A 23,332-nucleotide genomic window follows, 5' to 3' on the forward strand; every position below is an offset into this window, starting at 1 on the left:
GTGGCTTATTCCTTTTCTTTGAGGTCGAGACGGATGCAAAGTTCGTCGAGCTGCGAATCGTCGATCGCGGCGGGTGCATCGATCATCATGTCGCGGCCTGAGTTGTTCTTGGGGAAGGCGATGACGTCGCGGATCGAGTCGAGGCCGGCAAGGATGCTGACGAAGCGGTCGAATCCGAATGCAAGACCGCCGTGAGGGGGCGCTCCGTATTTGAAGGCATTCATCAGGAAGCCGAATTTATACTGGGCGTCTTCCTCGGAGAGTCCAAGCAGACGGAACATCTTGTCCTGGAGTTCGGCTTCGTGGATACGAATGGAACCGCCGCCAAGCTCGTTGCCGTTGACCACCATGTCATAAGCAGTGGCGCGCACAGCGCCGGTGTCACTGTCGAGCAGATGGATGTCATCTGGGTTGGGGGCTGTGAAGGGGTGGTGCATGGCGTAGTAACGCTGTGTTTCCTCATCCCATTCAAAGAGTGGGAAGTCTACCACCCAAAGGCAAGAGAAGTTCTGCGGATCGCGCAGACCGAGGCGAGAGCCCATTTCGAGGCGCAGTTCGCAGAGTTGCTTGCGGGTCTTCATTGTCTGTCCGACAAGAATCAGCATGAGGTCACCGGCCTTGGCTCCGGCACGGTCGGCCCATGTGCGGAGGTCGTCTTCGCTGTAGAATTTGGATACTGACGACTTGATCGAACCGTCGGCTTCGATCTTGACCCACATCATGCCCTTGGCCCCAATCTGCGGACGCTTCACGAAGTCGGTGAGCTGGTCAAGCTGCTTGCGGGTGTAGTCGGCGCAACCGGGGGCCACGATGGCTCCAACATATTCGGCATCGTCAAGCACGGCGAAGCCCTTGCCGCCTGTAAGATCCTTGAGCTCCACGAATTCCATGCCGAAACGGGTGTCGGGCTTGTCGGAACCGTAGAGACGCATGGCATCGGCCCAGGTCATGCGGGGGAAGGGCTCTGTGAAATCGATGTCTTTTACATATTTAAATATGTGTTTGACGAGGCCTTCGAACATCCGGAGCACGTCTTCCTGATTGACAAACGACATTTCGCAGTCAATCTGGGTGAATTCCGGCTGACGGTCGGCGCGGAGGTCTTCGTCGCGGAAACATTTCACAATCTGGAAGTAACGGTCGAAACCGCTGACCATCAGAAGCTGTTTGAAGGTCTGGGGAGACTGGGGCAGTGCATAGAACTCGCCGGGATTCATGCGCGAGGGCACCACGAAGTCGCGGGCGCCTTCAGGGGTCGACTTGATGAGTACCGGGGTCTCGACTTCAAGGAAACCTTTCGAGTCGAGATAGCGGCGGATCTCGAAGGCCATGCGGTGGCGGAGTTCGAGATTTGCACGCACGCAGTTACGGCGCAGGTCGAGATAGCGGTATTTCATACGGAGATCGTCGCCGCCGTCGGTTTCGTCCTCGATTGTGAAGGGAGGCACGTCGCTTCGGTTAAGCACTTTGAGATCCGAGGCAATGATCTCGATGTCGCCGGTGGGCAGATTGGGATTCTTGCTGGTGCGCTCGGCCACCTTGCCGGTGATCTGCACCACGAATTCGCGTCCGAGATTATTGGCGGCATCACAGAGAGCCGCGTCATTCTCCACGTTAAACACCACCTGGGTAATACCGTAGCGGTCACGCACGTCTACAAAGGTCATGCCACCCATTTTTCGGGCGCGCTGCACCCAGCCGGCGAGGGTAACCTCCTGTCCGGCATCACAAAGGCGGAGTTCTCCGCATGTTTTCGTTCTATACATAAGAACCTGATATGGTTTTTGATTTGTTCCGGTTAAACTTGAGGACTGATGCGATGCACAAAATGCAAGCCATCAGCTTCAAAGGTGCAAAATTACAAAGAATCGGATAGAAAATCAAAAAAAATTAATTCAGAATCTGCGCAGGGACTTCACGCACAGCGTAGTTTAAGCCGGCATCCTGCCGAGGTCCGGATGCCGGCTGTGCTTTGTGGCAGGTCAGAATGTGACCTGGAGCATGGTCTGGATTCGGTTGTCGTGGTGTGAGAGGCCCGACATATCGACACGCCGTCCGTAGATGTATTCCAGGCCGGTGGAGAGGTGGGGAGATATCTGCCAGATGACGTTTGCAAGGGCGTATTGCGCGTATTTGTACTGGCTGTCCCATGCGGTGGAGCCTCCGGAGTAGTCAGGGGCGTAGTTGCGGAGGTGGCTGTAGGTGGTTGTGGCGTAGACTTTCGGAGAGATGTTGTATTGCAGTCCGAAGTAGCCGCCCCAGGCTTTGACAGCTTTTAGACGGCCGCTTCCGTCAGGCACCATGTCGAGGCCGCCTTCATAGAGATCCTGGAAGTAGCTTGTGATTCCTTCGCCATAGGCAGCCTGATAATAGGCTGTCACCAACGGTGTGAGCGAGGCGCTTCCGCTCATCTTCACGCCCCAGCCTACCTGGTCACGGTTCTTGTCGGCGATCTCGTCGCGATAGAGCATATTGCGGACAATGCCGGAAAAGCGAATCCAGCTTTTGCCTCCGCCCCATGAATACTGCACATAGGCTGGTATGTCAGGTACGCGCTGGTTGACCACATAGGTTTTCTCGCCGGTGGTTGCGGAGACCATAGGCATCTCGACTCCTACTCCAAGACTCCAGTGCTGCCCGAAGCTGTGACGGTAGTCGAGGACTCCGTTCGGTATGGCTGTGAATCCGCAGGGGCCTTCATTGTCGATGCTCGGAGGTGCGGCGGCCATGTCAGAGAAGAGGCTGTAGTCATAACCGGCGGTGAATCCGCGGTATTTTATGTAGGCATACTGCAGGTCAAAGCCATAGCTGTTGCCGGTGAGGTTGAAATCAATGTAGACACCCAGCTGGTTCTTGTCGCCCGGAAGGGCCACGAAGTTGAGATAGAGTCCGCTTGTGGCAGCGCTGAACTGCACCAATCCGCCGTCGCCCTTTCGCGGGTTCATGGGAATCGACGATGTGGTGAAGTTGAAGCCGTTGTCAATGGGGTCGCCCCAGTCATATGACAGGGTGGCTTTTGCCGTGCCTCCTATGCCGAGATAAAATTTCTTGTTCTTGCCTTCTATGGCAAAATTAGGCACTCCGGATTTCTTGTGTGATTTCGGGGCGTTCTGGAGAAAAATATTGTAGATGTTTATCACGGTCAGGCCCGAATCAGACCGAGTGGCCGAGGGATTGATTATTGTCACCTCTCCCTCCTGAGGAGTAAGGGGATGATTCTGGGAGGATGCTCCGGCAAACGCGCACAAGGCCGGAACTACAGCTGCGAAACGTATGAGGCTGTTCATTTTTTTGAAAACGTATTTTTGTTAATAATATGACTTGTCGATGCGGAAGACGAACGATTTGCGCAGCACTATGACTATCACCGTGAATGCGGCCAGCAGAATAGCGTTGAATTCAAAGGCGAAGGCATTGTTCAGATGGTGCGGATCAAAGATATCTCTGAAGAAGTCGACTATAAAGGGCGTGGCACTTATCGAGATATAGTTGGCGGCAAGCACAATGGCAAGTGCGAGTGTGGCTTTGGCAGGGTCGGTGACTATCTGGGTGGCCTTGTCATAGATGACCGGCTGAAACACTCCGTAGCCGAAGCCGACAAGGGAGGCCGCCATGCACATCAGTCCGAAACGGTGGCAGACCACCATCAAAACGATCCCCGCGATCATTACTACCGACGATACTACCAAGGTGGCCTGACGCAATGTCTTGATAATATACGGCAGGATGAAGCCCGGAAGAAAGACAGCGAGGAAAAATATGGCAGTGACAGTGCCTACGTCAGAATCATCGAGACCCTCGCTCTGCATAAGAAAGGGGGTGTAGTAGCTTACGATGACCGTAGCATAGCAGACAAAGAAATAGACCGCTATCAGCGACCACGTACGGGAGAGTATGAAGCCGCCTCTCACCTTACCGATATAACCGTACTGATCATACAGGCCGGCAGAGCCAGGGGGTGCCGTCCGGATTGCTCCGGCTGGCGATCCGGCTATCGCTGCCTTTGCAGCTGCCTTTGCCGATGCTTTCATTTTCGGATCAGGGGCAGCCGGAGCGGGAGCCAGATCGGCTTTGGGTATGCCCCGCAAAAAGACTGAGAGCACAAGCGGGATGGCCGGAATGAGATAGACCAGAAAGGGCAGACGCCAGTTTCCGTGGCTGAGCCAGCCTACCACAAATGTGGCTACTACAAGAGCCATGTTGGATATGCCTGATTTTATGCCGAGCTGACGCATACGGTATTTCCCCACGAATGTGTCGGCAAGCAGTCCGGCGGCAAGCGGGATGAGCAGACCGCAGCCAATGCCGAGCAGACAGCTTATGACTATCAGATCTACCATGTTACGGGCAAAGAAGTAGAGGAGTCCGCTGCCAAGATAGATGGCAAGCGCTACCACCACTATTCTCACCTTGCTCTTTGACAGAGACAGCCTGCCGGAGAGCAATACGAAAGGTATAATGAAAAGATTCGGCAACACGGTGAGAAGCTGAATCTCCAGTTCCGATGTGTGGGGAAATATTTTGTCAAGATTGCCAAGCATCGGCGTTATTGCAAGCCCAGGCAGATTGACGGTAAGGGATATCGACCATATGGCAATCAGGGTTATCAGAGAGATGGTGCCCTTTCCGGTGTTGATTCTCATATTCATGTTTTTATGAAGGTGGATGGTAGAGCCCTGGAATATGCGGGCAGGGGCTGCGGCTCCGCGAAAACGGGCCGCAGTCTCCCACCGGCATGTATGAAAATTTCGTATTATGCCCCCGTACCTTTGTCTTTATCCAATATATCATAAGCCTCGGCCTGGGGATTTTCAGATCCGTCATAGGCCTTCTCGGCTTCGGCGGCAATCTTTTCGGCCTCGGCGGGCGTGGCGCCGTTTTCCTCGGCAAGAATACGGGCATCGGTTCCGGCTATCTGTGCAGGTGTGGGCTGATAGGTCGGGCTCCATTTCGACACTTCCGATGGCCTTCGGTTTTCTATCTGCCAGTCGAAGGGATAGAAATTGGCTTTCGGGTTTCGCCATGACGGTTTACGCTTCGAAAAGACGATCAGAGGCACACAGAAGAAGAGCAGCGCACCGCAGAATATGATCAGCACGTAGACCACCGGACTGCCGGTGTTGATCTGTGACGGCGGGAAGAAGCTCAGCACCATAGCCACGACAGCGCCGAGGATACCGATACCGGCCACCACGACTTCGCCCAGCTTACCGCCGGGGATGCGGAATCCGCGCTGTTTCTGCGGCTGGGTGTGACGCAGACGGATAAAGGCGAAATAGATCATCAGCACCAGTATCAGATAAATCACTGTGGCCATCTGTGACATTACCTGATAGGCCGATTCGACAGAGGGCAGAACCACCAGGACAAGCGACAGAAGGCTGACAAATATGGCCTGGACATAAAGGATAGGCTTGTTGACTCCTTGCGCATTGGTTTTCTGAAGGCTCCGGGGCAGATAGCCGCTCTCGCCAACGGCCACAAGACCGGTCGACGGACCGGCGATGATGACGCTGACCTGACCGATGACACCGAAGGTTATCAGCAGGGCCATCACATTGCCGAGCCAAGGCACTCCGACAGCAGCCCAGAGATCATTGTAGGCCACAAGGAGCGAGGCCAGCAGGTTGATGTCCTTGGCAGGCACTACGAAACCGATGGCCAGAGTGGCGAACACGAACAGGAGCACGATCACGGCCACGGCAAGAAAGATGGCGCGCGGAAACTGACGTGCAGGGTTCTTCATGTTCTGCACATGAACGGCGTTCATCTCCATGCCTCCGTAGAAGAGGAAGATGGAAGCGGCAAGCACTATGGTGCCTATCTTGGAGAAGTCAGGGAAGAATGACTCATGAGCAAGCATTATCGGTTTGCCCATGCAGAGATAGGCCACACCGAGTATTATAAGAATCGCGCCGGGGACTATGGTGCCGAACAGACCGCCGAGAGTGCTCAGAATCTTTGATGACTTCATGCCACGGAAGGCTATGAAGTTAGTGATCCAGTAGACGGCAAGCACCACGACAAGGGTATATATCTTGTTGGCCGACAGCCTGGCGTCAAATGATTCAGGCCAAAATATATATGCGAGCGAGACCGCAGCGAACATGAGCACGGCCGGAAACCAGATCACGAGGGTCTGCCATTCGAGATACATAGCCGTCCAGCCCCATTTCGGCCCGAAAGCCTCGGCGACCCAGCGGTAGAGACCGCCGGAATGGGTGTAGGTAGAGGCAAGTTCGGCGCAGACAAGCGAAAACGGAATCAGAAAGACGATTGCGGCGAAAAGATAGTAGAATATGGACTGGATGCCGAACTCAGCCTGTGACGGAAGTCCTCGCAGACTTACTACAGTGGTGATGATCATCACAGTCATGGCACCTGTTGAGATCAAAGCCTGCGGCGCTTTGCCGCCTTTGGCCTGCGGACCCGGCTTTGAGGGATTAGAATTAGCCATATATATATCAGAAATTAAATGTGAAACGGGAAACTTACGGAAACAGACAGGACCGGCGGTAATGCCGGCCCCGTCTGTCAATAAGATGAGTAATCGGTCATTCCTTAGAACAGGAGGCCGATAAGAGTCCGGCGCGTCAGAGCTCCACTACAGGATAGACTTCGCCGATCTTGGTTCCGACTTTATAGTGTGTGCCGAGATGGGCTGACATAGAGACATTCATATTGGCGGAGAAGAGGTAGACTATATCCGAACCGCCGAACTGGAAGTAAGAGATTTCATCGCCCTTCTTAAGAGCCATGCCTTCTTCGGCTGTGATGACCACTGATGAAACCTGCGGCATGGCGATAGGCAGAACAGCCACGTAGCCGTATTTTGTTTCAAGGACAATAAGCCCCCTAGTCTGCATGAATTCGTAGCCGGCCTGGTCAGGGGCAATGGCACGCCATGCCTCAACCTGGTTGGTGGCGGGATTTACCTTGTCAGGCACTGCGACAAGGTCGACATAACATGCGCCCTGGATGACACGGGCTTCACGGACTATGCCTGAGAGCGGAGCATGCTGACGGTGATAGTCGGTCCAGCTCAGGAATGAGTGGCACCACATGCCGCCTTTGAATTTATCTTTATATGGACTGCCTTCGAGAAGCTCGTCGATACTCCAGTCGAGACCTTTGATGCGCACATGGGTGTCAGGGCGGATTTCCCACTGGCCTCCGAAGCAGGCATCGGCCGGATGGACTATGATCTTGTCATCGTCAATGGCGGCGATAGGACGGTAGCCGGGTTTCACGTGACGGGCAAACATCTGGTTGAATGTCTTCCATCCGCCACGTGGTTCGAGATATTCGTCCATGTTGTAGACGGCGCAGTCATAGAACGACTTGACACTGTCATCAGTGATTGACTCAGGACTGTCAAGCCAGTCGCCGATAGCATAGCAGTAATTGGTCATCCATTTTGACAGCGGGGTGAGTTCGGGCTGCCGGTCGGCAGGCGCACACGGAGTCTGGAGCGATTTGACCGGTTCCTGATCCAGGAGGAAGAATGAACGGAAAAGGTGCTGGTAGACGTGTGTGCCTTCTTTGTTTTCAGCAGGTACCCAGTGCATGTAAGCTTCAAGGTAATCGAGATAGTCTTCGATGGTCTTCATGTCGGAAAGGCCTGGAATCTTGTAGGCCACGACATTTGCGATAGCCTGATGGAACTTGTCTTCCCAGTTGTTTTCCTTGATAAGATCAGCGAGTTCCTGCACTGCAGGAGAATACTTCTTGTCAGCCATAATAATTGATGTGTTTTTTAGTTTGTAAAATATTTATATCTGAGTCAATCAGGCTTGGAAGAAGTATTCTCCGCCACCGTCTTGGCTGTGTGTTTTTGTGTCAATATCGCCAATGCGGATATTTCACCTTGCATTGATTAATGAACACATAAACAGCTGGAAATCTTTTCGGTTTCACATTTTTTAATGTTATTTCATCTTAATCCGCTCCCTGTTTAACATTCCCCTGATCCGGCCCCCACACCTCGGATAAAGAACTCTTAACCTATTTTATAGATGGTTTTAACATTTTTGGGACGTTTTCTTTGTTATTTCCATAAAAGGCAGTAAATTTGCCTTATCCACCATAGAAAAACCATAGCGCACCAACCTGCTATCTTTTTGCTGTGCCAAAACTACAGAAATCATTTATACTCCCCCCTATATTAATATGGAAAACGAACAACTGCTTAAAGAAGTTACCGCCAAAGCCCAGGTATGGCTCGGTGACGGTTATGATGAAGAAACACGTCTGGAAGTAAAGCGCATGCTTGACGCAGATGACAAGACAGAACTTATCGAATCGTTCTACAAGGATCTGGAATTCGGCACCGGCGGTCTCCGCGGTATCATGGGAGCCGGTTCAAACAGAATGAATATCTACACCGTAGGCGCTGCCACCCAGGGCCTTGCAAACTATCTTAAAGAAGCTTTCAAGGATCTGCCCGAAATCAGCGTGGCCGTGGGCCATGACGTGCGCAACAATTCGCGCAAGTTTGCTGAAATCGTAGCCGATATCTTCTCGGCCAACGGCATCAAGGTTTATCTTTTCGACAGTTTCCGCCCCACCCCGGAACTTTCATTCGCCATCCGTCACTTCGGCTGCCAGAGCGGCGTGAACATCACCGCATCGCACAATCCGAAGATCTACAACGGCTACAAGGCTTACTGGGAAGACGGCGCACAGATCATCGCGCCGCATGATGTCAATATCATCGACCACGTGAACCGCATCAAGAGCGTCAAGGAAATCAAGTTCGAGGGCGACAAGTCCAAGATCCAGATCATCGGCGCCGATGTCGACAAGGTGTATCTCGACAAGATCAAGGGCCTTTCACTCAGCCCCGATGTGATCGAACGCCACAAAGACCTGAAGATCGTCTACACTCCGATCCACGGCACCGGCGTTGAACTGATTCCCGCATCGCTCCGCAACTACGGCTTCACAAACATCATCCACGTTGACGAGCAGGACGTGCCCAGCGGAGATTTCCCCACCGTGGAATCGCCCAACCCCGAAGTACCCTCGGCTATGGCAATGGCTATCGCCAAGGCCAAGGAGGTCAACGCCGACATCGTCATGGCATCCGATCCTGACGCTGACCGCATCGGCTGTGTCATCCGTGACAACAGCGGCGAATATGTGCTGCTCAACGGCAACCAGATCGTGATGATCCTTCTCAACTACATCATCACCCGCAACAAGGAACTCGGTCTGCTCAAGGGCAATGAGTTTGCCGTGAAGACCATCGTGACCACCGAGACCATCAAGGCAATCTGCGAGGCCATGAACGTGCGCCTGTTTGACTGCTACACCGGCTTCAAGTGGATCGCAGCCGTGATGCGCGACAATGAAGACGTGCTCCGCTATCTTGGCGGCGGCGAAGAAAGCTATGGCTTCCTGGCCGAGACATTCTGCCGCGACAAGGACGCCGTGTCAGCTATCTCGCTCATGGCCGAGGCCTGCGCATGGGCCAAGGACAAGGGCATGGACTTCCAGGCCATGCTTGCCGACATCTATCTGAAGTATGGCTTCAGCCACGAAGTAGGTGTCTCTGTGGTACGCCCCGGCAAGACCGGCGCCGAAGAGATCCAGGCCATGATGAAGAGCTTCCGCGAGAATCCGCCCAAGGCTCTCGCAGGTAGCCCCGTCAAGACTATCAAGGACTACGGCACACTCAACGTGACCGATGTGGAAAGCAACACTACCGAGAAACTCGATTTTCCCTGGACCTCAAACGTTCTCCAGTATTTCACTGAAGACGGATCGAAGGTCTCTGTTCGCCCCTCAGGCACAGAGCCCAAGATCAAGTTCTACATGGAAGTCAAGGTTCCGATGGAAAAGATCGAGGACTATGACAAGTGCGGCAAACTCGCCGAGGAGAAGATCGAGGCACTCAAGAAGGATCTCGGCATCGCCTGAAAAAAGCCAGGCACTGTCTGAGACAGACAAGAGCAATCCCCTGCCTGCCCGGCAGGTAATATAGAGGGCACCTGATGTGGAGAGATCTGACGCGGACCCAAAACCTTGCAAGGCTTATATCCGTTATCTCTACATCAGGTGCTCTCTGTTTTTTCTCCTCCTCTCCGACGCACCTTAAACACCATCCATCAACCTACAAACTCCTGATATAATCATCATATGGATCCTTCCTCAGGTTTCAGCACCGCTCTCCAAAACGCGGTCAACGCTGTCAGCGGTGTGCTCACCGACTATGTATTAGTTACAGTGCTGCTGATCGTGGCCGTGGTTTTCACAGTCAGGACCCGCGGCGTGCAGTTCAGAATGGCAGGCGAGATGCTGCATCTGCTTGTCAGATCAGGCAGGCGCGACAACGACCGCCGCCAAAACGACGCTCCTGCTCACGGCAACATCAGTTCATTCCAGGCATTCGCGCTGTCGATAGCCTCACGCGTCGGCACCGGCAATCTTGCCGGCGTGGCTTCGGCGATAGCTCTCGGCGGACCGGGAGCGGTGTTCTGGATGTGGGTCATCGCCATACTCGGCGCCGCAAGCGCGTTTGTCGAGTCGACACTCGCCCAGCTTTTCAAGGTCAAGGGCGACAAGTCGTTCCGGGGCGGTCCGGCCTATTACATACTCAAGGGTCTGCACAAACGCTGGTGGGCGGTGACTTTCGCCGTGCTAATCACGCTGACTTTCGGCTTTGCGTTCAATTCAGTGCAGTCAAACACCATTTCAGATGCACTCAATGCCTCGTTTGCCATTCCTCGCGAGGCGACGGCCGGGGTTCTCTGCCTGCTGACTCTCGCCATCATCTGCGGCGGTGTGCAGCGCATCTCGCGGGTGAGCGAGATAGTGGTGCCTGTGATGGCTATCGCATATATAGTGCTGGCTCTGGTGATCATAGCCATGAACATAGGCCGCTTTCCGGAGATCATGATGCTGATTGTCAGGAATGCTTTCGGGGCCGATGAAATTCTTGGCGGCTCGGTGGGCGCGGCAATGGTGATGGGCATAAAGCGCGGTCTGTTCAGCAACGAGGCCGGCGAGGGGTCAACTCCGAACGCCGCTGCGACCGCCTCGGTGAGCCATCCGGTGAAACAGGGGCTGATTCAGACTCTCGGTGTCTATACAGACACTCTGCTGGTGTGCACAGCCACGGCTTTCATCATACTCTGCAGCGGAATCTATACCGGAGGCCATGACGGAATAGTGCTGACCCAGCAGGCCATAGACGCCGGACTTGGCGGAGACCATCGTTTCGGCTCGATCTTCGTCAGTGTGGCCATCTTCTTCTTTGCCTTCACAAGCATAATAGCCAACTATTACTACGGCGAGACCAACATCCGCTTTATACGCAACAGCGACCTTGCAGTCAGGATCTATCGCCTGCTGGTGGCAGCCATAGTCTATGCCGGGGCCGTGGTGTCACTTGACCTCGTCTGGGGTTTCGCCGATATCACTATGGCGCTCATGACTCTCTGTAACCTCGCGGCCATCATCATGCTCGGCAAATATGCCATACGCCTGCTCAAAGACTATCAGGATCAGAAGCGAGAGGGCAAAGATCCGGTCTACAGGTCTTCGACAATACCCGAAATCGCCTCCGAGACGGAATGCTGGGAGTGAGACCACGCCTATTCCATTGACTTGTGAAGTTGAAAAAAATATCATAGCCCTTGGCTCCTAACGGCATGCAGGAGCCAAGGGCTATGATATTTTCGGTCCGGAGGCTTTCCGAGTGCCTCTCAGAGGTTGCTCTTATTCTTCGGTTCCGGCGAATTCCATGAGGTAGGCTTTGATGAAGGCATCGAGATCGCCGTCCATCACACCTCCCACGTCACTGGTCTGATAGTTGGTGCGGTGGTCTTTGACGCGACGGTCGTCGAAGACGTAGCTACGGATCTGCGATCCCCATTCAATCTTCATCTTTCCGGCTTCAATCTTGGCCTGCTCCTGGAGGCGGTGCTGGAGCTCTTTGTCATAGAGTATAGAGCGGAGCTGACGCATGGCGTTTTCCTTGTTCTTGGGCTGGTCACGCGTCTCGGTGTTCTCGATGAGGATTTCTTCCTGCTCGCCGGTGTAGGGGTCGGTGAACTGGTAGCGCAGACGCACACCTGACTCCACCTTGTTGACGTTCTGACCGCCGGCACCACCCGAACGGAATGTGTCCCATGAAAGCAGGGCGGGATCAACCTTGACTTCGATGGTGTCGTCGACAAGCGGGGTGACGAACACTGATGCGAATGAGGTCATGCGTTTGCCCTGGGCATTGTAAGGCGACACGCGCACCAGACGGTGAACGCCGTTCTCGCTCTTGAGATAGCCGTAGGCGAAGTCGCCCTCAACGTTGATGGTGCATGACTTGATTCCGGCCTCGTCACCTTCGAGAAGGTTGGCGATCGAAGTCTTGTAGCCGTGGTCCTCGCACCAGCGGAGATACATTCGCATGAGCATCGAGGCCCAGTCCTGGCTTTCGGTACCGCCGGCACCGGAGTTGATCTTGAGCACTACTCCAAGCTTGTCTTCCTCGCGGCGGAGCATGTTGCGCAGTTCGAGATTCTCGATCTTGGTGATGGCTTCGGCATAGAGAGCGTCGATCTCCGATTCCTCTACAAGACCTTCCTTGAGAAAGTCCCATGCGATCTGGAGTTCGTTGACAATCTTGTCAATCTCTTCATAACCTACGATCCACGCCTGAAGATCCTTGATTTTTTTCATCTGTGCCTGGGCTTCCTTGGGATGCTCCCAGAAATCGGGCACGTGTGTGCGGAGTTCTTCCTCCTCTACCTGGATTTTCTTGCTGTCGATGTCAAAGATACCTCCTCAGCGCCAGCTTGCGCTCAAAAGTCTCTTTTAATTGTTCCTGAGTAATCATATTTTAATCAGTCGCTTGGTGAATATTTCGTTTATTTTTGGCGGGAAAAGCACTGCGGAGTGATTTTCCGGCTGCAAAGGTAAGCATTATTTTCCACCTGCGAAAACGCCACGTGTAACGCAGGCGGGGCCGGTCAGCCGAAGAGGTTGAGCCGGTGGCGGTTGAGTATGACATAGAGGATGACAGGGACACCTATGACCGGGGTGATGGCGTTGATCGGAATTATGCCGCGCGAACCGGGCATCACGCTCAGAAGCACGCAGAGCAGTCCTAAGGCGGCTCCGGCAAGAGCCGTGGCGGGTATCAGTATCAGGTGACGGGAACTGCGGGTGAGCAGACGGGCCACGTGGGGGACCACCATGCCGACAAAGGCTATAGGTCCGCAAAAGGCTGTGACAACCGCTGTCAGTACTCCTGACAGAATGAGGAGTCTGTTGCGCGAACGGCGCACATCGACTCCGAGGTTGGCAGCATAGGCATCGCCGAGGAGCATGGCGTCAAGGGGCTTGACCATGAGCATGGAGAGCGCGATGAACACAAGCGCAAGCGGGGCAAACACCAGCAGACGCGACTGCGAGACTCCCGAAAATGATCCGAGGCCCCAGATGACGAATGAATGGACTCCTTCCTGTGTGGCAAAGAAGTTCAGAAGCGAAACGGCCGAGGAACTGAGATAGCCCACAAGGATTCCGACTATCAGAAGCATGACCGAGGAGTTGAGTATGCGCGAAAACAACAGTAGCAGCACCAGCACGAGCATGGCTCCGGCTATGGCGGCGAGGACTATGCCAAGCGATTCACCCACGAAGCCGAGAGCTCCGCCGAAGGCAAGCATCACAATGGCCACCCCAAGGCTCGATCCGGTAGAGACTCCGAGTATCGAGGGCCCGGCAAGCGGATTGGCGAACGTGGTCTGGAGCATCAGGCCGGCTATGGCGAGTGCCGAGCCGGAAAGCAGCGCCACTATGGCCGTGACAAGCCGTGAGCCGATTACTATCACTGCCCACGACTCTCTGGAAGGTTCTCCGCCGGTCAGCACCGTCAGCACTTCACTGGCAGGAATGCAGACTGAGCCGATGAATAGGCAGAGCACGAAGAGTGCGAGTGTCAGGAACAGCAGTCCCCAGAGCGAAATCCGCTCGCGGCGGGAGGAAAGCGCAGGCAGGCCGGTCATGGTGCTATATCATTTTTCTATACGTTGATAATACTGCGTCTTGTCCGTGCCGGCATAGTCAGGGCCAAGAAAAAGAAGGATGTATTCGCGCAGCAGTTTTTCAGGATGAAAGGGGAAGTCATCGAAGAGAGTCGACGTAGAGGTGTCGGCCACGTAGACATCGCCGTTTTCAAAAGCCTTGATCCTGGAGTTCAGGTCATAGGAACTTTTAAGTTCCGAGAGAGTGAGTTCCGGGCCGTAGTTGCGTATGAGCCATATGTCGGCGTCATGGGCTTTGTCAAAAACAGATGCGAAATCAAGCTGTATGGAACCTGCGTCAGGAGTGTCAGCCCAGGGATTCACACCTCCGGCATCGGTTATGATGCTCGACATGTAGCTGCGGCCTCCGGGCACAAACCACACGCCGTTGGTCAGCCGCTCGGTAATCACTTTGGGATGCGAGCTTGCGGAGGCGGCACGTGTGGCAAGGCGCGAATATTCCGCCGAGACTTCCTTATAGATGCTGTCGGCCTCATGGCGGCAACCGTAGAGTTCGCCGAGCAGCTTTATCCACTCGGCACGGCCCAGCGGGGTCGATTCCATATAGTCGGCACACTCTATGATCGGTATGCCCAGACGTTCTATCAGTCCGTAGGATGAATTCTGATAAGGCGATGCGAGTATGGCATCAGGTCCGAGCACCGTGACTCTTTCAATGTCAGGCGACATTGAGGAGCCTACGTCCATCACCGCGCCGGATTTCAGCCCGGCTTTCACTTCAGCTACGGTGAAATAGCCTGCATCGGCCACACCCCTGACGGCATCAATGGCACCAAGGTCGCGGATGGCTCCGGCATGAACGCCTGAATAGACCAGCGAATTGCGCAAAGGAGTGCGCACCACCGTACCTTCGGGCAGTCCTTCGGGATTTCCGGCAGAGTCAGGCACAAGCACGTAGCGCTGAAGCAGGCGGGTGCTGTCCCACGGATTTTTAATGTCAGCCACTACATAACTTCCACAGTCGACCAGCGTCAGAAGATCAGCTCCAGCAGTAAGAGTGTCGCCTGACACTTCAGCCCCGGCAGAAGAGCCGGCACCGCTGCATGACGTCAGGATGGCGGCTGTGGCTGACAAAGCAAGAGAGAGAGACAAGAAACTCTTCACAATCAAGAAGGTGTTTAATAGGTTGTTTGACAAGATCAGTATCTGACCTCCCAGAGAAACAAAGCCTCTCCCGGCATCGAGGTCCCGGCCGCACAGCGGTCGCGGCGGTCAATCACTTCACGGAACTGCCCGATGGTCATTTTACCGCGGCCCACGTCGACGAGAGTTCCCACTACGGCGCGGACCATGTTGCGCAGAAAGCGGTCGGCAGTAATGACGAAAACCCATTCATGCTCGCCGAGCCTCTCCCATCTGGCATAGCTCACACGGCAGATGTTGGTTTTGACATCGGTGTGAAGCTTTGAGAATGATGTGAAATCAGAGGTCTCAAGCAGTATTTCGGCCGCACGGTTCATGGCATCGAAATCAAGCGTGGCCGGGGCTTTCCAGCTCAGGGGGTAGAAAAACGGGGTCTTCTCAGTGACCGCATAATAGTGGTAAGTTCGGCTGACGGCATCGAAGCGCGCATGGCGGTCAGGCTCGACCTCATAGATCTTCTGCACGGCAATATCTTTGCCGACAACCGCATTGAGCCTCCTGACAAGCTCTCCGGCATCGCCCAGAGGGGTGTCAAGATCAAAATGGGCCACCATCATGCGCGCGTTGACTCCGGCATCTGTGCGTCCGGCGCCGGTGATTTTCATTTCGCGGCGCAGGATCATCGACAGAGCGTCTTCGAGAACCGACTGGACTGTCACCTCGCCCGGCTGACACTGCCAGCCGTGGAAAGGCGCACCGCGGTAAGAGAGCTGCATGAAATATCTCATAGGCTGAATCCGTATCGGCGCATCGGCGGGTTATCAGTCTTTTTCAATATAGGTATAGCCATAAAGGCCCGAACGGTAGTTGCTCAGGAACTCGCGTCCTTCTTCGGGAGTGATGCGTCCGGCTTTCATAGACGATGTCACCCAGGCTTCCACGTTGCGCACAAGTTTCTTCGGGTTGAACTGCACATAGTCGAGCACATCGGCCACGGTTTCGCCGTCGATGATACGGTCGATCTCATAACGGTCTTTATAGACCGAGATATGGACGGCGTTGGTGTCGCCGAAGAGATTGTGCATGTCACCGAGAATCTCCTGATAGGCACCTACGAGGAAGACTCCGAGATAGTAGGGCTCGCCGGGCTTCACAGGGTGGACAGGAAGAGAACTTGCCGTGCCCCCCTGCGAGGATATGAAGTTAGAGATCTTGCCGTCGCTGTCGCAGGTGATGTCCTGGAGGGTGCATGTGCGTGATGGCTTTTCGTCAAGGCGCGACAGAGGAATGATCGGGAACACCTGGTCGATGGCCCATGAGTCGGTCAGCGACTGGAAGAGCGAGAAATTGCAGAAATACTTATCAGGTACCATCTTGGCCACCTTACGCAGCTCTTCTGGAGCGTGTTTCATATTGTCAGCGATCTCTCCTACCTCGCGGGCTATGCTCCAGAAAAGTTCCTCGATCTGGGCACGGGTGCGGAGATCGAGCATGCCGAGGCTGAACAGGTCAAGAGCCTCCTCGCGGATCTGCAGGGCGTCATGCCAGCTTTCGAGAAGACGCTGCTGGTTGAGCTTGTCCCAGATCTCATAGAGTTCTTTGGCAAGTTCGTGGTCTTCTTCCTGAATATCTTTAGAGTCTTTCCAGATGGGAAGCTGCGTTGTCTCAAGCACTTCAAACACCAGTACGGAATGATGGGCGGTCAGCGAGCGGCCGCTCTCGTTGATAATGTTGGGCTGCTTGAGGCCGTTTTTCTCACAGGCATCCACGATGGCCGACACTGCGTCATTGGCATACTCCTGGATAGAATAGTTCATCGAACTGCCCGATGCGGAGTTGCGGGTTCCGTCATAGTCCACGCCAAGGCCACCGCCTATGTCCATGAATTCTATGTCAAATCCCATGTTGGTGAGCTGCACGTAGAACTGGGTGGCCTCGCGGATGGCATTCTTGATGCGGCGGATCTTGGTGATCTGGCTGCCGATGTGGAAGTGGATCAGTTTCAGGCAGTGTTTCATCTTGTTTCGCTCCATGAAGTCAAGCGCTTCAAGAAGCTCCGAAGAGTTGAGACCGAATTTCGACTGGTCGCCGCCGCTTGTCTCCCACTTGCCTGAGCCTGAGGAGGCGAGTTTGATGCGGATGCCTACATTTGGGTCTATGCCGATTCGCTTGGCCACTTCCGAGATGATGCGCAGTTCATTGAGCTTTTCAACCACGAGATAGATGCGGCGTCCCATCTTCTGGGCAAGCAGAGCCAGCTCTATATATGTCTGATCCTTGTATCCGTTACAGATGATCAGCGCGTTTTCCTTGATGTTGGTGGCAAGCACAGCGTGGAGTTCCGGCTTGGACCCGGCCTCAAGACCGATGTTGAATTTTTCGCCGTGAGTGACGATCTCCTCGACTACAGGACGCATCTGATTGACCTTGATGGGATAGATTATATAGTTCTGTGCCTTATAGTCATACTGCTTTGAAGCTAAAGCGAAACAGTTGGAAATCTTCTCGATGCGGTTGTCAAGAATATCGGGGAAGCGCAACAGCACTGGCGAGGTAATGTCTCTGACCTGCAGTTCGTCCATGACCTCACGCAGATCAACCGAAGCATAACCCTCACGAGGAGTAACGGCCACGTTGCCTTTCTCGTTGATGGAGAAATACTGTCGACCCCAACCTTGAATGTTGTACAGCTCTGAGCTGTCTTCAATACGCCATCTTCTCATCGGCTCTGTTCTTTTTTTCTGAATTGTTTCTGAATTTTATAGGTTTAACTGTCTGTAAAGCGCGTTATCGCGCGTTATTATCCGGCAAAAGTACAACTAATTCGCCAAATCGGGATCTTTTTGCAACAATTATTTTCATTATTTTGGGATATTAACAATAAAGATTGTAACTTTGCTACATAAAAATCACATCAAAACTCCTATCACATAATTTTATTAAATTTTGCTATGGATAAGAAATCTGCTTTCTCTCTCCTCTTCGGTTCGGCTATCGTGCTGACCGGTTGCAGCAAGAAGATGAATCAGTTTGCAGCTGATTACTTCAGCACCAATCCCAATCCGCTCGAAGTAGTGGGCCAGAATGTTCCCGCTACCGTTACCGGTAACATTCCTCCGAAATTCTTCGTGAAAAACGCCACTGTGACAGTGACCCCCTACCTCACATTCAACGGCACTGAAGTGGCCGGCACCGCCCAGGCATTCCAGGGTGAGAAAGTACGTGGCAACAACCGTGTCATCTCCTATGACAACGGCGGCACAGTGACAATCCCCGTAAACTATGCCTATCAGCCCGAAATGCAGCGTTCGGAACTGTATCTCGGCTTCACTGTCGATCAGAAAGGCAAGCAGTATGTGCTTCCCCGCGTGAAAGTGGCTGACGGCATCATCGCCACAGCAGCTCTCGCCGATGCCGGAACCGTAGATCCCGCTACCGCAGCTGACAAATTCCAGCGCATCATCAACGAAAAATATTCTGCCGACATCCACTTCCTCATCAATCAGGCCAACCTCCGCGAAAGCGAACTCAAGAGCGATGAAGTGCTCCGCCTCAACCGCGACATCAAGGCCGCTGCCGGCGATGAAAGCCGAAAGATCGAGGAAATCAACATCCAGTCATACGCTTCACCCGACGGTTCGCTCGACTTCAACACCAAACTCGCCCAAAACCGCGAGACAAACACACAGGGCTATCTGACCAATCAGCTCAAGAAGGACAAAGTGACTGAATTCGGCGAACTTACCGCAAACTTCACTCCAGAAGACTGGGAAGGCTTCCAGAAGCTCGTGGCCGCAAGCAACATCCAGGACAAGGAGCTCATCATCAGCGTGCTCTCAATGTACAAGGACCCTGAACAGCGCGAACGTGAAATCCGCAACCTCTCAAGCGTGTTTGACCAGCTCGCCGACGAAATCCTCCCGCAGCTCCGCTACTCTCGCATCACTGCCAGCGTCAACGTGATCGGCAAGAGCGATGAAGAGATCAACAAGGCATTTGACACCGATCCCTCTACCCTCAGCGTAGACGAACTTCTCTACGGAGCAACCCTCACTGACGACCTCAACCGCAAGAAAGCCATCTACACTGCCGCCACCAACCTCTATCCCAACGACTACCGCGGCTACAACAACCTCGGCAAGGTGCTCTATCAGCAGGGTGACTATGACGCAGCTATGGCAAGCTTCAAAAAAGCAGCCCGCGTGAACTCTTCGGCTCCTGAAGCCCAAATGAACCAGGGCCTTGTGGCTCTTGTCAACAACGATCTCCGCGCTGCCAACCAGTCATTCGGCAAGGCCGGCGGTGTTCCCGAACTCGGCTCGGCTCTCGGTGTATATTACCTCCAGCAGGGTGATGTAAACGCCGCAGTAAAGGCATTCGGAAATGACAAGAGCAATAACGCCGCTCTCGCCCAGATCCTCTCCAAGGACTACAGCAAGGCCAAGTCAACCCTCGCAGCCATCCAGGCTCCCGATGCCACCACCTACTATCTCATGGCCATTCTCGGTGCCCGCACCAACAATGAACAGATGGTGACTTCAAACCTCCGTCAGGCCATCAAGCTAGACAACAAGCTCGCCAAGCAGGCTGCCAACGACCTCGAATTTTCCCGCTTCAATCTTTCAAGCGTTCTCTGATAAGACGCCGGATTAAAGCTTCACAATCCAACAGCCCCGCCACACCGCGTTTCATGCAGTGTGGCGGGGCTGACTTTTTCATGGATACCACCGGCTGACACCGCCACAGACTCAAACATCCTTGCCTCGCCGGGCGTTTTAATTCCAGAGGGCGGCATCTGCCCGGCCATCTTCATCCATTCCACAAACTGCGCTTACCATTATATAATATGAACGAGGGAACAACGGCACAAAAACACCGGCACCATTACCGGCTCGACATACTGCACTGGATCATAATAGCGCTTTCAGTTCTGCTGATAGTATTCATCTCGATCGACACCTTCAACGGCATCAACTTTCTTGATGACGGATTCTACATGCACTTCCAGTTCTGGGTCTGCATAGTGTTCATGGCAGATTTCTTCATCGAACTGGCCCTGGCTCCCGACAAACTCCGCTACACGCGCAACCGCCTGCTGTATCTGCTGCTGTCTATCCCCTATCTCAACATCATCAGTGTGCTCGGCATCAGGCTCACACCGGAGCAGCTGTTTTTTATCCGCTTCATACCCCTGGCCCGCGGCATCATGGCGATGGTGATAGTTGTGGGCGCGTTTTCGCGAAACAGACTGACATCGTTCCTTTCGTCCTACATAGTCATCCTCGCCGCCTTCATCTATCTCGGCAGCCTCATATTCTTCTACTTCGAGCAGGGAGTCAACGCCGATGTCAACAATTTCGGCACCGCTCTCTGGTGGGCCTGCATGAACGCCACCACCCTCGGCTGCGACATCTATCCCGTCACGGTGGCCGGAAAAGTGCTCGGCTGCATCCTTTCGGTCGGCGGCATAATCATGTTTCCGCTCTTCACAGTGTTTATCACCTCACTCATACGCCAGTACACACGGACACTGAAAACAGACTCCGGCGCGGCCACGCAAAAAAGTTAGGTAATTATTTTTGTACCCTATCCAAAAATCGTAACTTTGCAGACATCTCACGGACAAAAATGAAATCATGGAAAAGGACCCGGACAAGCGGTTTGAAATCGACGAGGTGATAGGTCGCCTTTGCAGCATGGAAGACATGCGCCACGTGTGCCCGACCCGTTCAGGCGAAGGGGAGCCACTGCTCTCCAACTCAGCCGTGCGCCGTATAGTCGAGCTTGCCTCACGCCTCATGTTTCCGGGATTTCTAACAGACTCTGACCGCGGACCGTCCGTGATGCGCTCGGTCATGACAATCGAATGCCATGAACTGCGCGGTCTTCTGGCCAGCCAGATCTCCGCAGGTCTCTGTTTCGACAAAAATCACTCCGCAATTCCTGATGCTGACATAAGCCGTCATGCCGGATCTCTGGCCGACTCTTTTATAGACAGCCTGCCCGATCTGCGCCACATCCTCGACACTGACATTGACGCCACCTATCTCGGCGACCCTGCCGCAACCTCTACCCATGAGGTAATAATCTGCTATCCCGGCTTCAAGGCCACGGTAAGCTACCGCATAGCCCACCGCCTGCTGGAGCTTGGGGTCCCGGTGGTGCCTCGCATGATCACCGAGCAGGCCCATTCCGACACCGGAATCGACATCCACCCCGGAGCCCGCATAGGCAAAGGCTTCGTCATTGACCACGGCACCGGTGTGGTTATCGGAGCCACAGCAATTATCGGCGATAATGTCAAGATCTATCAGGGCGTGACCCTCGGAGCCAAGAGCTTTGTCACTGACGACTCCAACAATCCGGTCAAAGGAATTCCCCGCCACCCGATACTCGGCAACGGAGTGGTTGTCTACTCCAACTCCACGATACTCGGCCGCGTAAACATAGGTGACGGAGCCGTCATCGGCGGCAACCTCTGGGTCACACGCGACGTAGAGCCTGGAGAAAAACTCATCCAGGCCCGCGCCGACAACTTCCGGTCGGCCCGCTGACCGCAAGGCCTGCGCCTGAGGCCTAAAAACAACTGAATAAACCAAGGAAACTATATAATTTACCACATGGAACATCGTTTTGAAATGGTTGCCAAGACCTTCAAGGGTCTTGAAGAAATTCTTGCTGAAGAACTCCGGCAACTCGGAGCGGTCAATGTCGAGCCCGGCCGACGGATGGTATCATTCGAAGGTGATCTCGCCATGCTCTACCGCGCCAACATCTGCTGCCGCACCGCACTCTCTATCCTCAAGCCGATCTACAAGTTTATCGCCAAGGACACCGACTCGCTCTACGAGATGGTGAAAGAGTACAACTGGAGCGATGTAATGTCGATCGAAAAGACTTTCTCTATCGACACCACCTCACACTCCTCGGAGTTCACTCACTCGCGTTTTGTCACCTATCGTGTGAAAGACGCCATTGTCGACTATTTCAAAGACCGTTTCGGCCAGGACAAGCGCCCCGGCGTGCGTCTGAACGATGCCGACGTGATGATCAACGTCCACATTGACGGTGACCGCGTCACCCTCTCGCTCAACTCATCGGGCGAGTCGCTCCACAAACGCGGATGGCGCGTGGCACAGACCGAAGCCCCGATCAACGAGGTTCTCGCCGCCGGCATCATCCTCAAAAGCGGATGGCGCGGCGACAGTCCGCTGGTCGATCCCATGTGCGGCTCAGGCACCTTCCTAATCGAAGCCGCTATGATTGCCGCCGGAATCAAGCCCGGCAGCTTCCGCAAGGATTTCGCCTTCGAACACTGGCGCGACTATGACGCCGAACTGTTTGAAAAGGTGATGGCCGAAGATTCAGGCCTCCGCGAAGTGCCGTTCAAGATCTACGGATCAGACATCTCGCCGAAAGCCGTGGCTATCGCCGAACGCAACATTCTTTCAGCCGGTGTCGACGAATATATCAACCTCCGCATAAAGCCTCTCCAGCTTTGGGAAGAGGCTCCGGCAGGGGGAGCGCCCGGTGTGCTCATCACCAATCCTCCTTACGGCGAGCGAATCAATGTCCAGGACATGGAGCAGCTCTACAAGACGCTCGGCACCAAGTTCAAACGTGTCTTCCTCGGCTATCACGCCTGGGTCATCTCCTCAAACATCGACTATCTCACAGCCATCGGACTGACTCCTTCGGTCAAAGAAGCCATGCAGAACGGAGGCCTCGACTGTGAACTGCGCGAATACGTGATCTTCGAAGGCACCAAAAGCGACTTCCGTCGTGAAGGCGGTGTGCTAAAGGAAGAAACCCCTGACCGCAAGGAACGCCGCCAGCCCGCACGCAAGAGCGACAGCGAATGGCGCCGCGACGCCCGCGAAAAGGGCATGGGCGGCAAAGATGCCGGAGCCGCACGCCGCAAACCCAACAAGCTTGAAGACAGATACCGCCCGCAGAAAGGCGGCTATGCCCGCAGCGAGGAACGCAGACGCAAGTTCAAGGAAGAGACGGCCGCACAGAGTGAAGCCGAACAGCTCCTCTCGCGCCACCGCAATCCCCACGCGCTCAAATCGCTCGGCGAATCGCCCAAGCGTCCGTCAATACCCGCGCCTGACGGCCCGTTCATGAGAACCCGCCGCCGCTGGAAGCGTCCGGATGCCGACAATTCGTCTTCCGAAGGAGAGGCATAAGCAACACTT

16 protein-coding genes are annotated in these 23,332 nt (G+C 54.2%); 6 read left to right on the forward strand and 10 right to left on the reverse strand.

From position 1 onward, the window contains the following. Positions 1-5: 5 nt before the first annotated feature. The 5 genes from aspS to FDZ78_RS04755 form a co-directional block, all read right to left on the reverse strand. On the reverse strand, positions 6-1,766 hold the full coding sequence (gene aspS, locus FDZ78_RS04735; protein WP_136408116.1) for an aspartate--tRNA ligase: 1,761 nt from the start codon (positions 1,764-1,766) through the stop codon (positions 6-8). A 216-nt stretch (positions 1,767-1,982) separates the two neighbouring features. Further along, complete coding sequence (locus tag FDZ78_RS04740; RefSeq protein ID WP_123398858.1) at positions 1,983-3,287, reverse strand: porin; 1,305 nt, start codon at positions 3,285-3,287, stop codon at positions 1,983-1,985. 21 nt (positions 3,288-3,308) lie between these two features. Then, positions 3,309-4,643, reverse strand: coding sequence for an MFS transporter (locus FDZ78_RS04745; RefSeq protein WP_205747845.1), 1,335 nt, complete (start codon positions 4,641-4,643; stop codon positions 3,309-3,311). Between the two features lie 110 nt (positions 4,644-4,753). Continuing rightward, entirely contained in the window at positions 4,754-6,457 is a 1,704-nt protein-coding gene (gene gadC, locus FDZ78_RS04750; protein ID WP_123398856.1) for a putative glutamine/gamma-aminobutyrate antiporter GadC, read from the reverse strand. A 136-nt stretch (positions 6,458-6,593) separates the two neighbouring features. Next, positions 6,594-7,739, reverse strand: a complete 1,146-nt coding sequence (locus FDZ78_RS04755) for a phosphatidylserine decarboxylase (protein ID WP_136408117.1) — start codon at positions 7,737-7,739, stop codon at positions 6,594-6,596. A gap of 430 nt (positions 7,740-8,169) precedes the next feature. On the opposite strand from FDZ78_RS04755, the gene FDZ78_RS04760 reads away from it, so the two are divergent. Together FDZ78_RS04760 and FDZ78_RS04765 are read left to right on the forward strand one after the other, a co-directional pair. Then, on the forward strand, positions 8,170-9,921 hold the full coding sequence (locus FDZ78_RS04760; protein WP_136408118.1) for a phospho-sugar mutase: 1,752 nt from the start codon (positions 8,170-8,172) through the stop codon (positions 9,919-9,921). Between the two features lie 219 nt (positions 9,922-10,140). After that, positions 10,141-11,589, forward strand: a complete 1,449-nt coding sequence (locus tag FDZ78_RS04765) for a sodium:alanine symporter family protein (protein ID WP_124075725.1) — start codon at positions 10,141-10,143, stop codon at positions 11,587-11,589. Positions 11,590-11,721: 132 nt separating this feature from the next. Here the strand turns inward: FDZ78_RS04765 and prfB are convergent. The 5 genes from prfB to speA all read right to left on the reverse strand — a co-directional run bounded on the left by prfB (position 11,722) and on the right by speA (position 17,857). Continuing rightward, positions 11,722-12,838, reverse strand: a protein-coding gene (gene prfB / locus FDZ78_RS04770) for a peptide chain release factor 2 (protein WP_107032104.1) whose coding sequence is annotated in 2 segments (ribosomal slippage) — positions 11,722-12,774 and positions 12,776-12,838 — 1,116 coding nt in all. Because the reading frame shifts where the segments join, the coding sequence is not laid out codon by codon here. A gap of 133 nt (positions 12,839-12,971) precedes the next feature. Further along, entirely contained in the window at positions 12,972-14,012 is a 1,041-nt protein-coding gene (locus FDZ78_RS04775) for an iron ABC transporter permease (RefSeq protein ID WP_136408119.1), read from the reverse strand. Between the two features lie 9 nt (positions 14,013-14,021). Continuing rightward, complete coding sequence (locus tag FDZ78_RS04780; protein ID WP_168181941.1) at positions 14,022-15,155, reverse strand: ABC transporter substrate-binding protein; 1,134 nt, start codon at positions 15,153-15,155, stop codon at positions 14,022-14,024. A gap of 35 nt (positions 15,156-15,190) precedes the next feature. Next, on the reverse strand, positions 15,191-15,922 hold the full coding sequence (gene truA, locus FDZ78_RS04785; protein WP_136408121.1) for a tRNA pseudouridine(38-40) synthase TruA: 732 nt from the start codon (positions 15,920-15,922) through the stop codon (positions 15,191-15,193). A gap of 33 nt (positions 15,923-15,955) precedes the next feature. Further along, entirely contained in the window at positions 15,956-17,857 is a 1,902-nt protein-coding gene (gene speA, locus FDZ78_RS04790) for a biosynthetic arginine decarboxylase (protein WP_107032108.1), read from the reverse strand. Positions 17,858-18,085: 228 nt separating this feature from the next. On the opposite strand from speA, the gene FDZ78_RS04795 reads away from it, so the two are divergent. The 4 genes from FDZ78_RS04795 (at position 18,086) to FDZ78_RS04810 (ending at position 23,323) form a co-directional block, all read left to right on the forward strand. Beyond that, on the forward strand, positions 18,086-19,771 hold the full coding sequence (locus FDZ78_RS04795) for a tetratricopeptide repeat protein (RefSeq protein ID WP_107032109.1): 1,686 nt from the start codon (positions 18,086-18,088) through the stop codon (positions 19,769-19,771). 209 nt (positions 19,772-19,980) lie between these two features. Further along, positions 19,981-20,703 (forward strand): potassium channel family protein, encoded by a 723-nt coding sequence (locus FDZ78_RS04800; RefSeq protein ID WP_107032110.1) that lies wholly within the window; start codon positions 19,981-19,983, stop codon positions 20,701-20,703. A gap of 67 nt (positions 20,704-20,770) precedes the next feature. Then, complete coding sequence (locus tag FDZ78_RS04805; RefSeq protein ID WP_136408122.1) at positions 20,771-21,688, forward strand: serine acetyltransferase; 918 nt, start codon at positions 20,771-20,773, stop codon at positions 21,686-21,688. Between the two features lie 66 nt (positions 21,689-21,754). After that, positions 21,755-23,323, forward strand: coding sequence for a class I SAM-dependent RNA methyltransferase (locus FDZ78_RS04810; protein ID WP_107032112.1), 1,569 nt, complete (start codon positions 21,755-21,757; stop codon positions 23,321-23,323). The last annotated feature ends 9 nt before the right edge of the window (positions 23,324-23,332 follow it).

The organism is Duncaniella sp. B8 (assembly GCF_005304985.1).
Lineage (GTDB): Bacteria > Bacteroidota > Bacteroidia > Bacteroidales > Muribaculaceae > Duncaniella > Duncaniella muris.

Coding starts and splice junctions, on each gene's coding strand:
- aspS (WP_136408116.1), bottom strand. CDS start 1,766: ATGTATAGAACGAAAACATGCGGAGAACTCCGCCTTTGTGATGCCGGA.
- FDZ78_RS04740 (WP_123398858.1), bottom strand. CDS start 3,287: ATGAACAGCCTCATACGTTTCGCAGCTGTAGTTCCGGCCTTGTGCGCG.
- FDZ78_RS04745 (WP_205747845.1), bottom strand. CDS start 4,643: ATGAGAATCAACACCGGAAAGGGCACCATCTCTCTGATAACCCTGATT.
- gadC (WP_123398856.1), bottom strand. CDS start 6,457: ATGGCTAATTCTAATCCCTCAAAGCCGGGTCCGCAGGCCAAAGGCGGC.
- FDZ78_RS04755 (WP_136408117.1), bottom strand. CDS start 7,739: ATGGCTGACAAGAAGTATTCTCCTGCAGTGCAGGAACTCGCTGATCTT.
- FDZ78_RS04760 (WP_136408118.1), top strand. CDS start 8,170: ATGGAAAACGAACAACTGCTTAAAGAAGTTACCGCCAAAGCCCAGGTA.
- FDZ78_RS04765 (WP_124075725.1), top strand. CDS start 10,141: ATGGATCCTTCCTCAGGTTTCAGCACCGCTCTCCAAAACGCGGTCAAC.
- FDZ78_RS04775 (WP_136408119.1), bottom strand. CDS start 14,012: ATGACCGGCCTGCCTGCGCTTTCCTCCCGCCGCGAGCGGATTTCGCTC.
- truA (WP_136408121.1), bottom strand. CDS start 15,922: ATGAGATATTTCATGCAGCTCTCTTACCGCGGTGCGCCTTTCCACGGC.
- speA (WP_107032108.1), bottom strand. CDS start 17,857: ATGAGAAGATGGCGTATTGAAGACAGCTCAGAGCTGTACAACATTCAA.
- FDZ78_RS04795 (WP_107032109.1), top strand. CDS start 18,086: ATGGATAAGAAATCTGCTTTCTCTCTCCTCTTCGGTTCGGCTATCGTG.
- FDZ78_RS04800 (WP_107032110.1), top strand. CDS start 19,981: ATGAACGAGGGAACAACGGCACAAAAACACCGGCACCATTACCGGCTC.
- FDZ78_RS04805 (WP_136408122.1), top strand. CDS start 20,771: ATGGAAAAGGACCCGGACAAGCGGTTTGAAATCGACGAGGTGATAGGT.
- FDZ78_RS04810 (WP_107032112.1), top strand. CDS start 21,755: ATGGAACATCGTTTTGAAATGGTTGCCAAGACCTTCAAGGGTCTTGAA.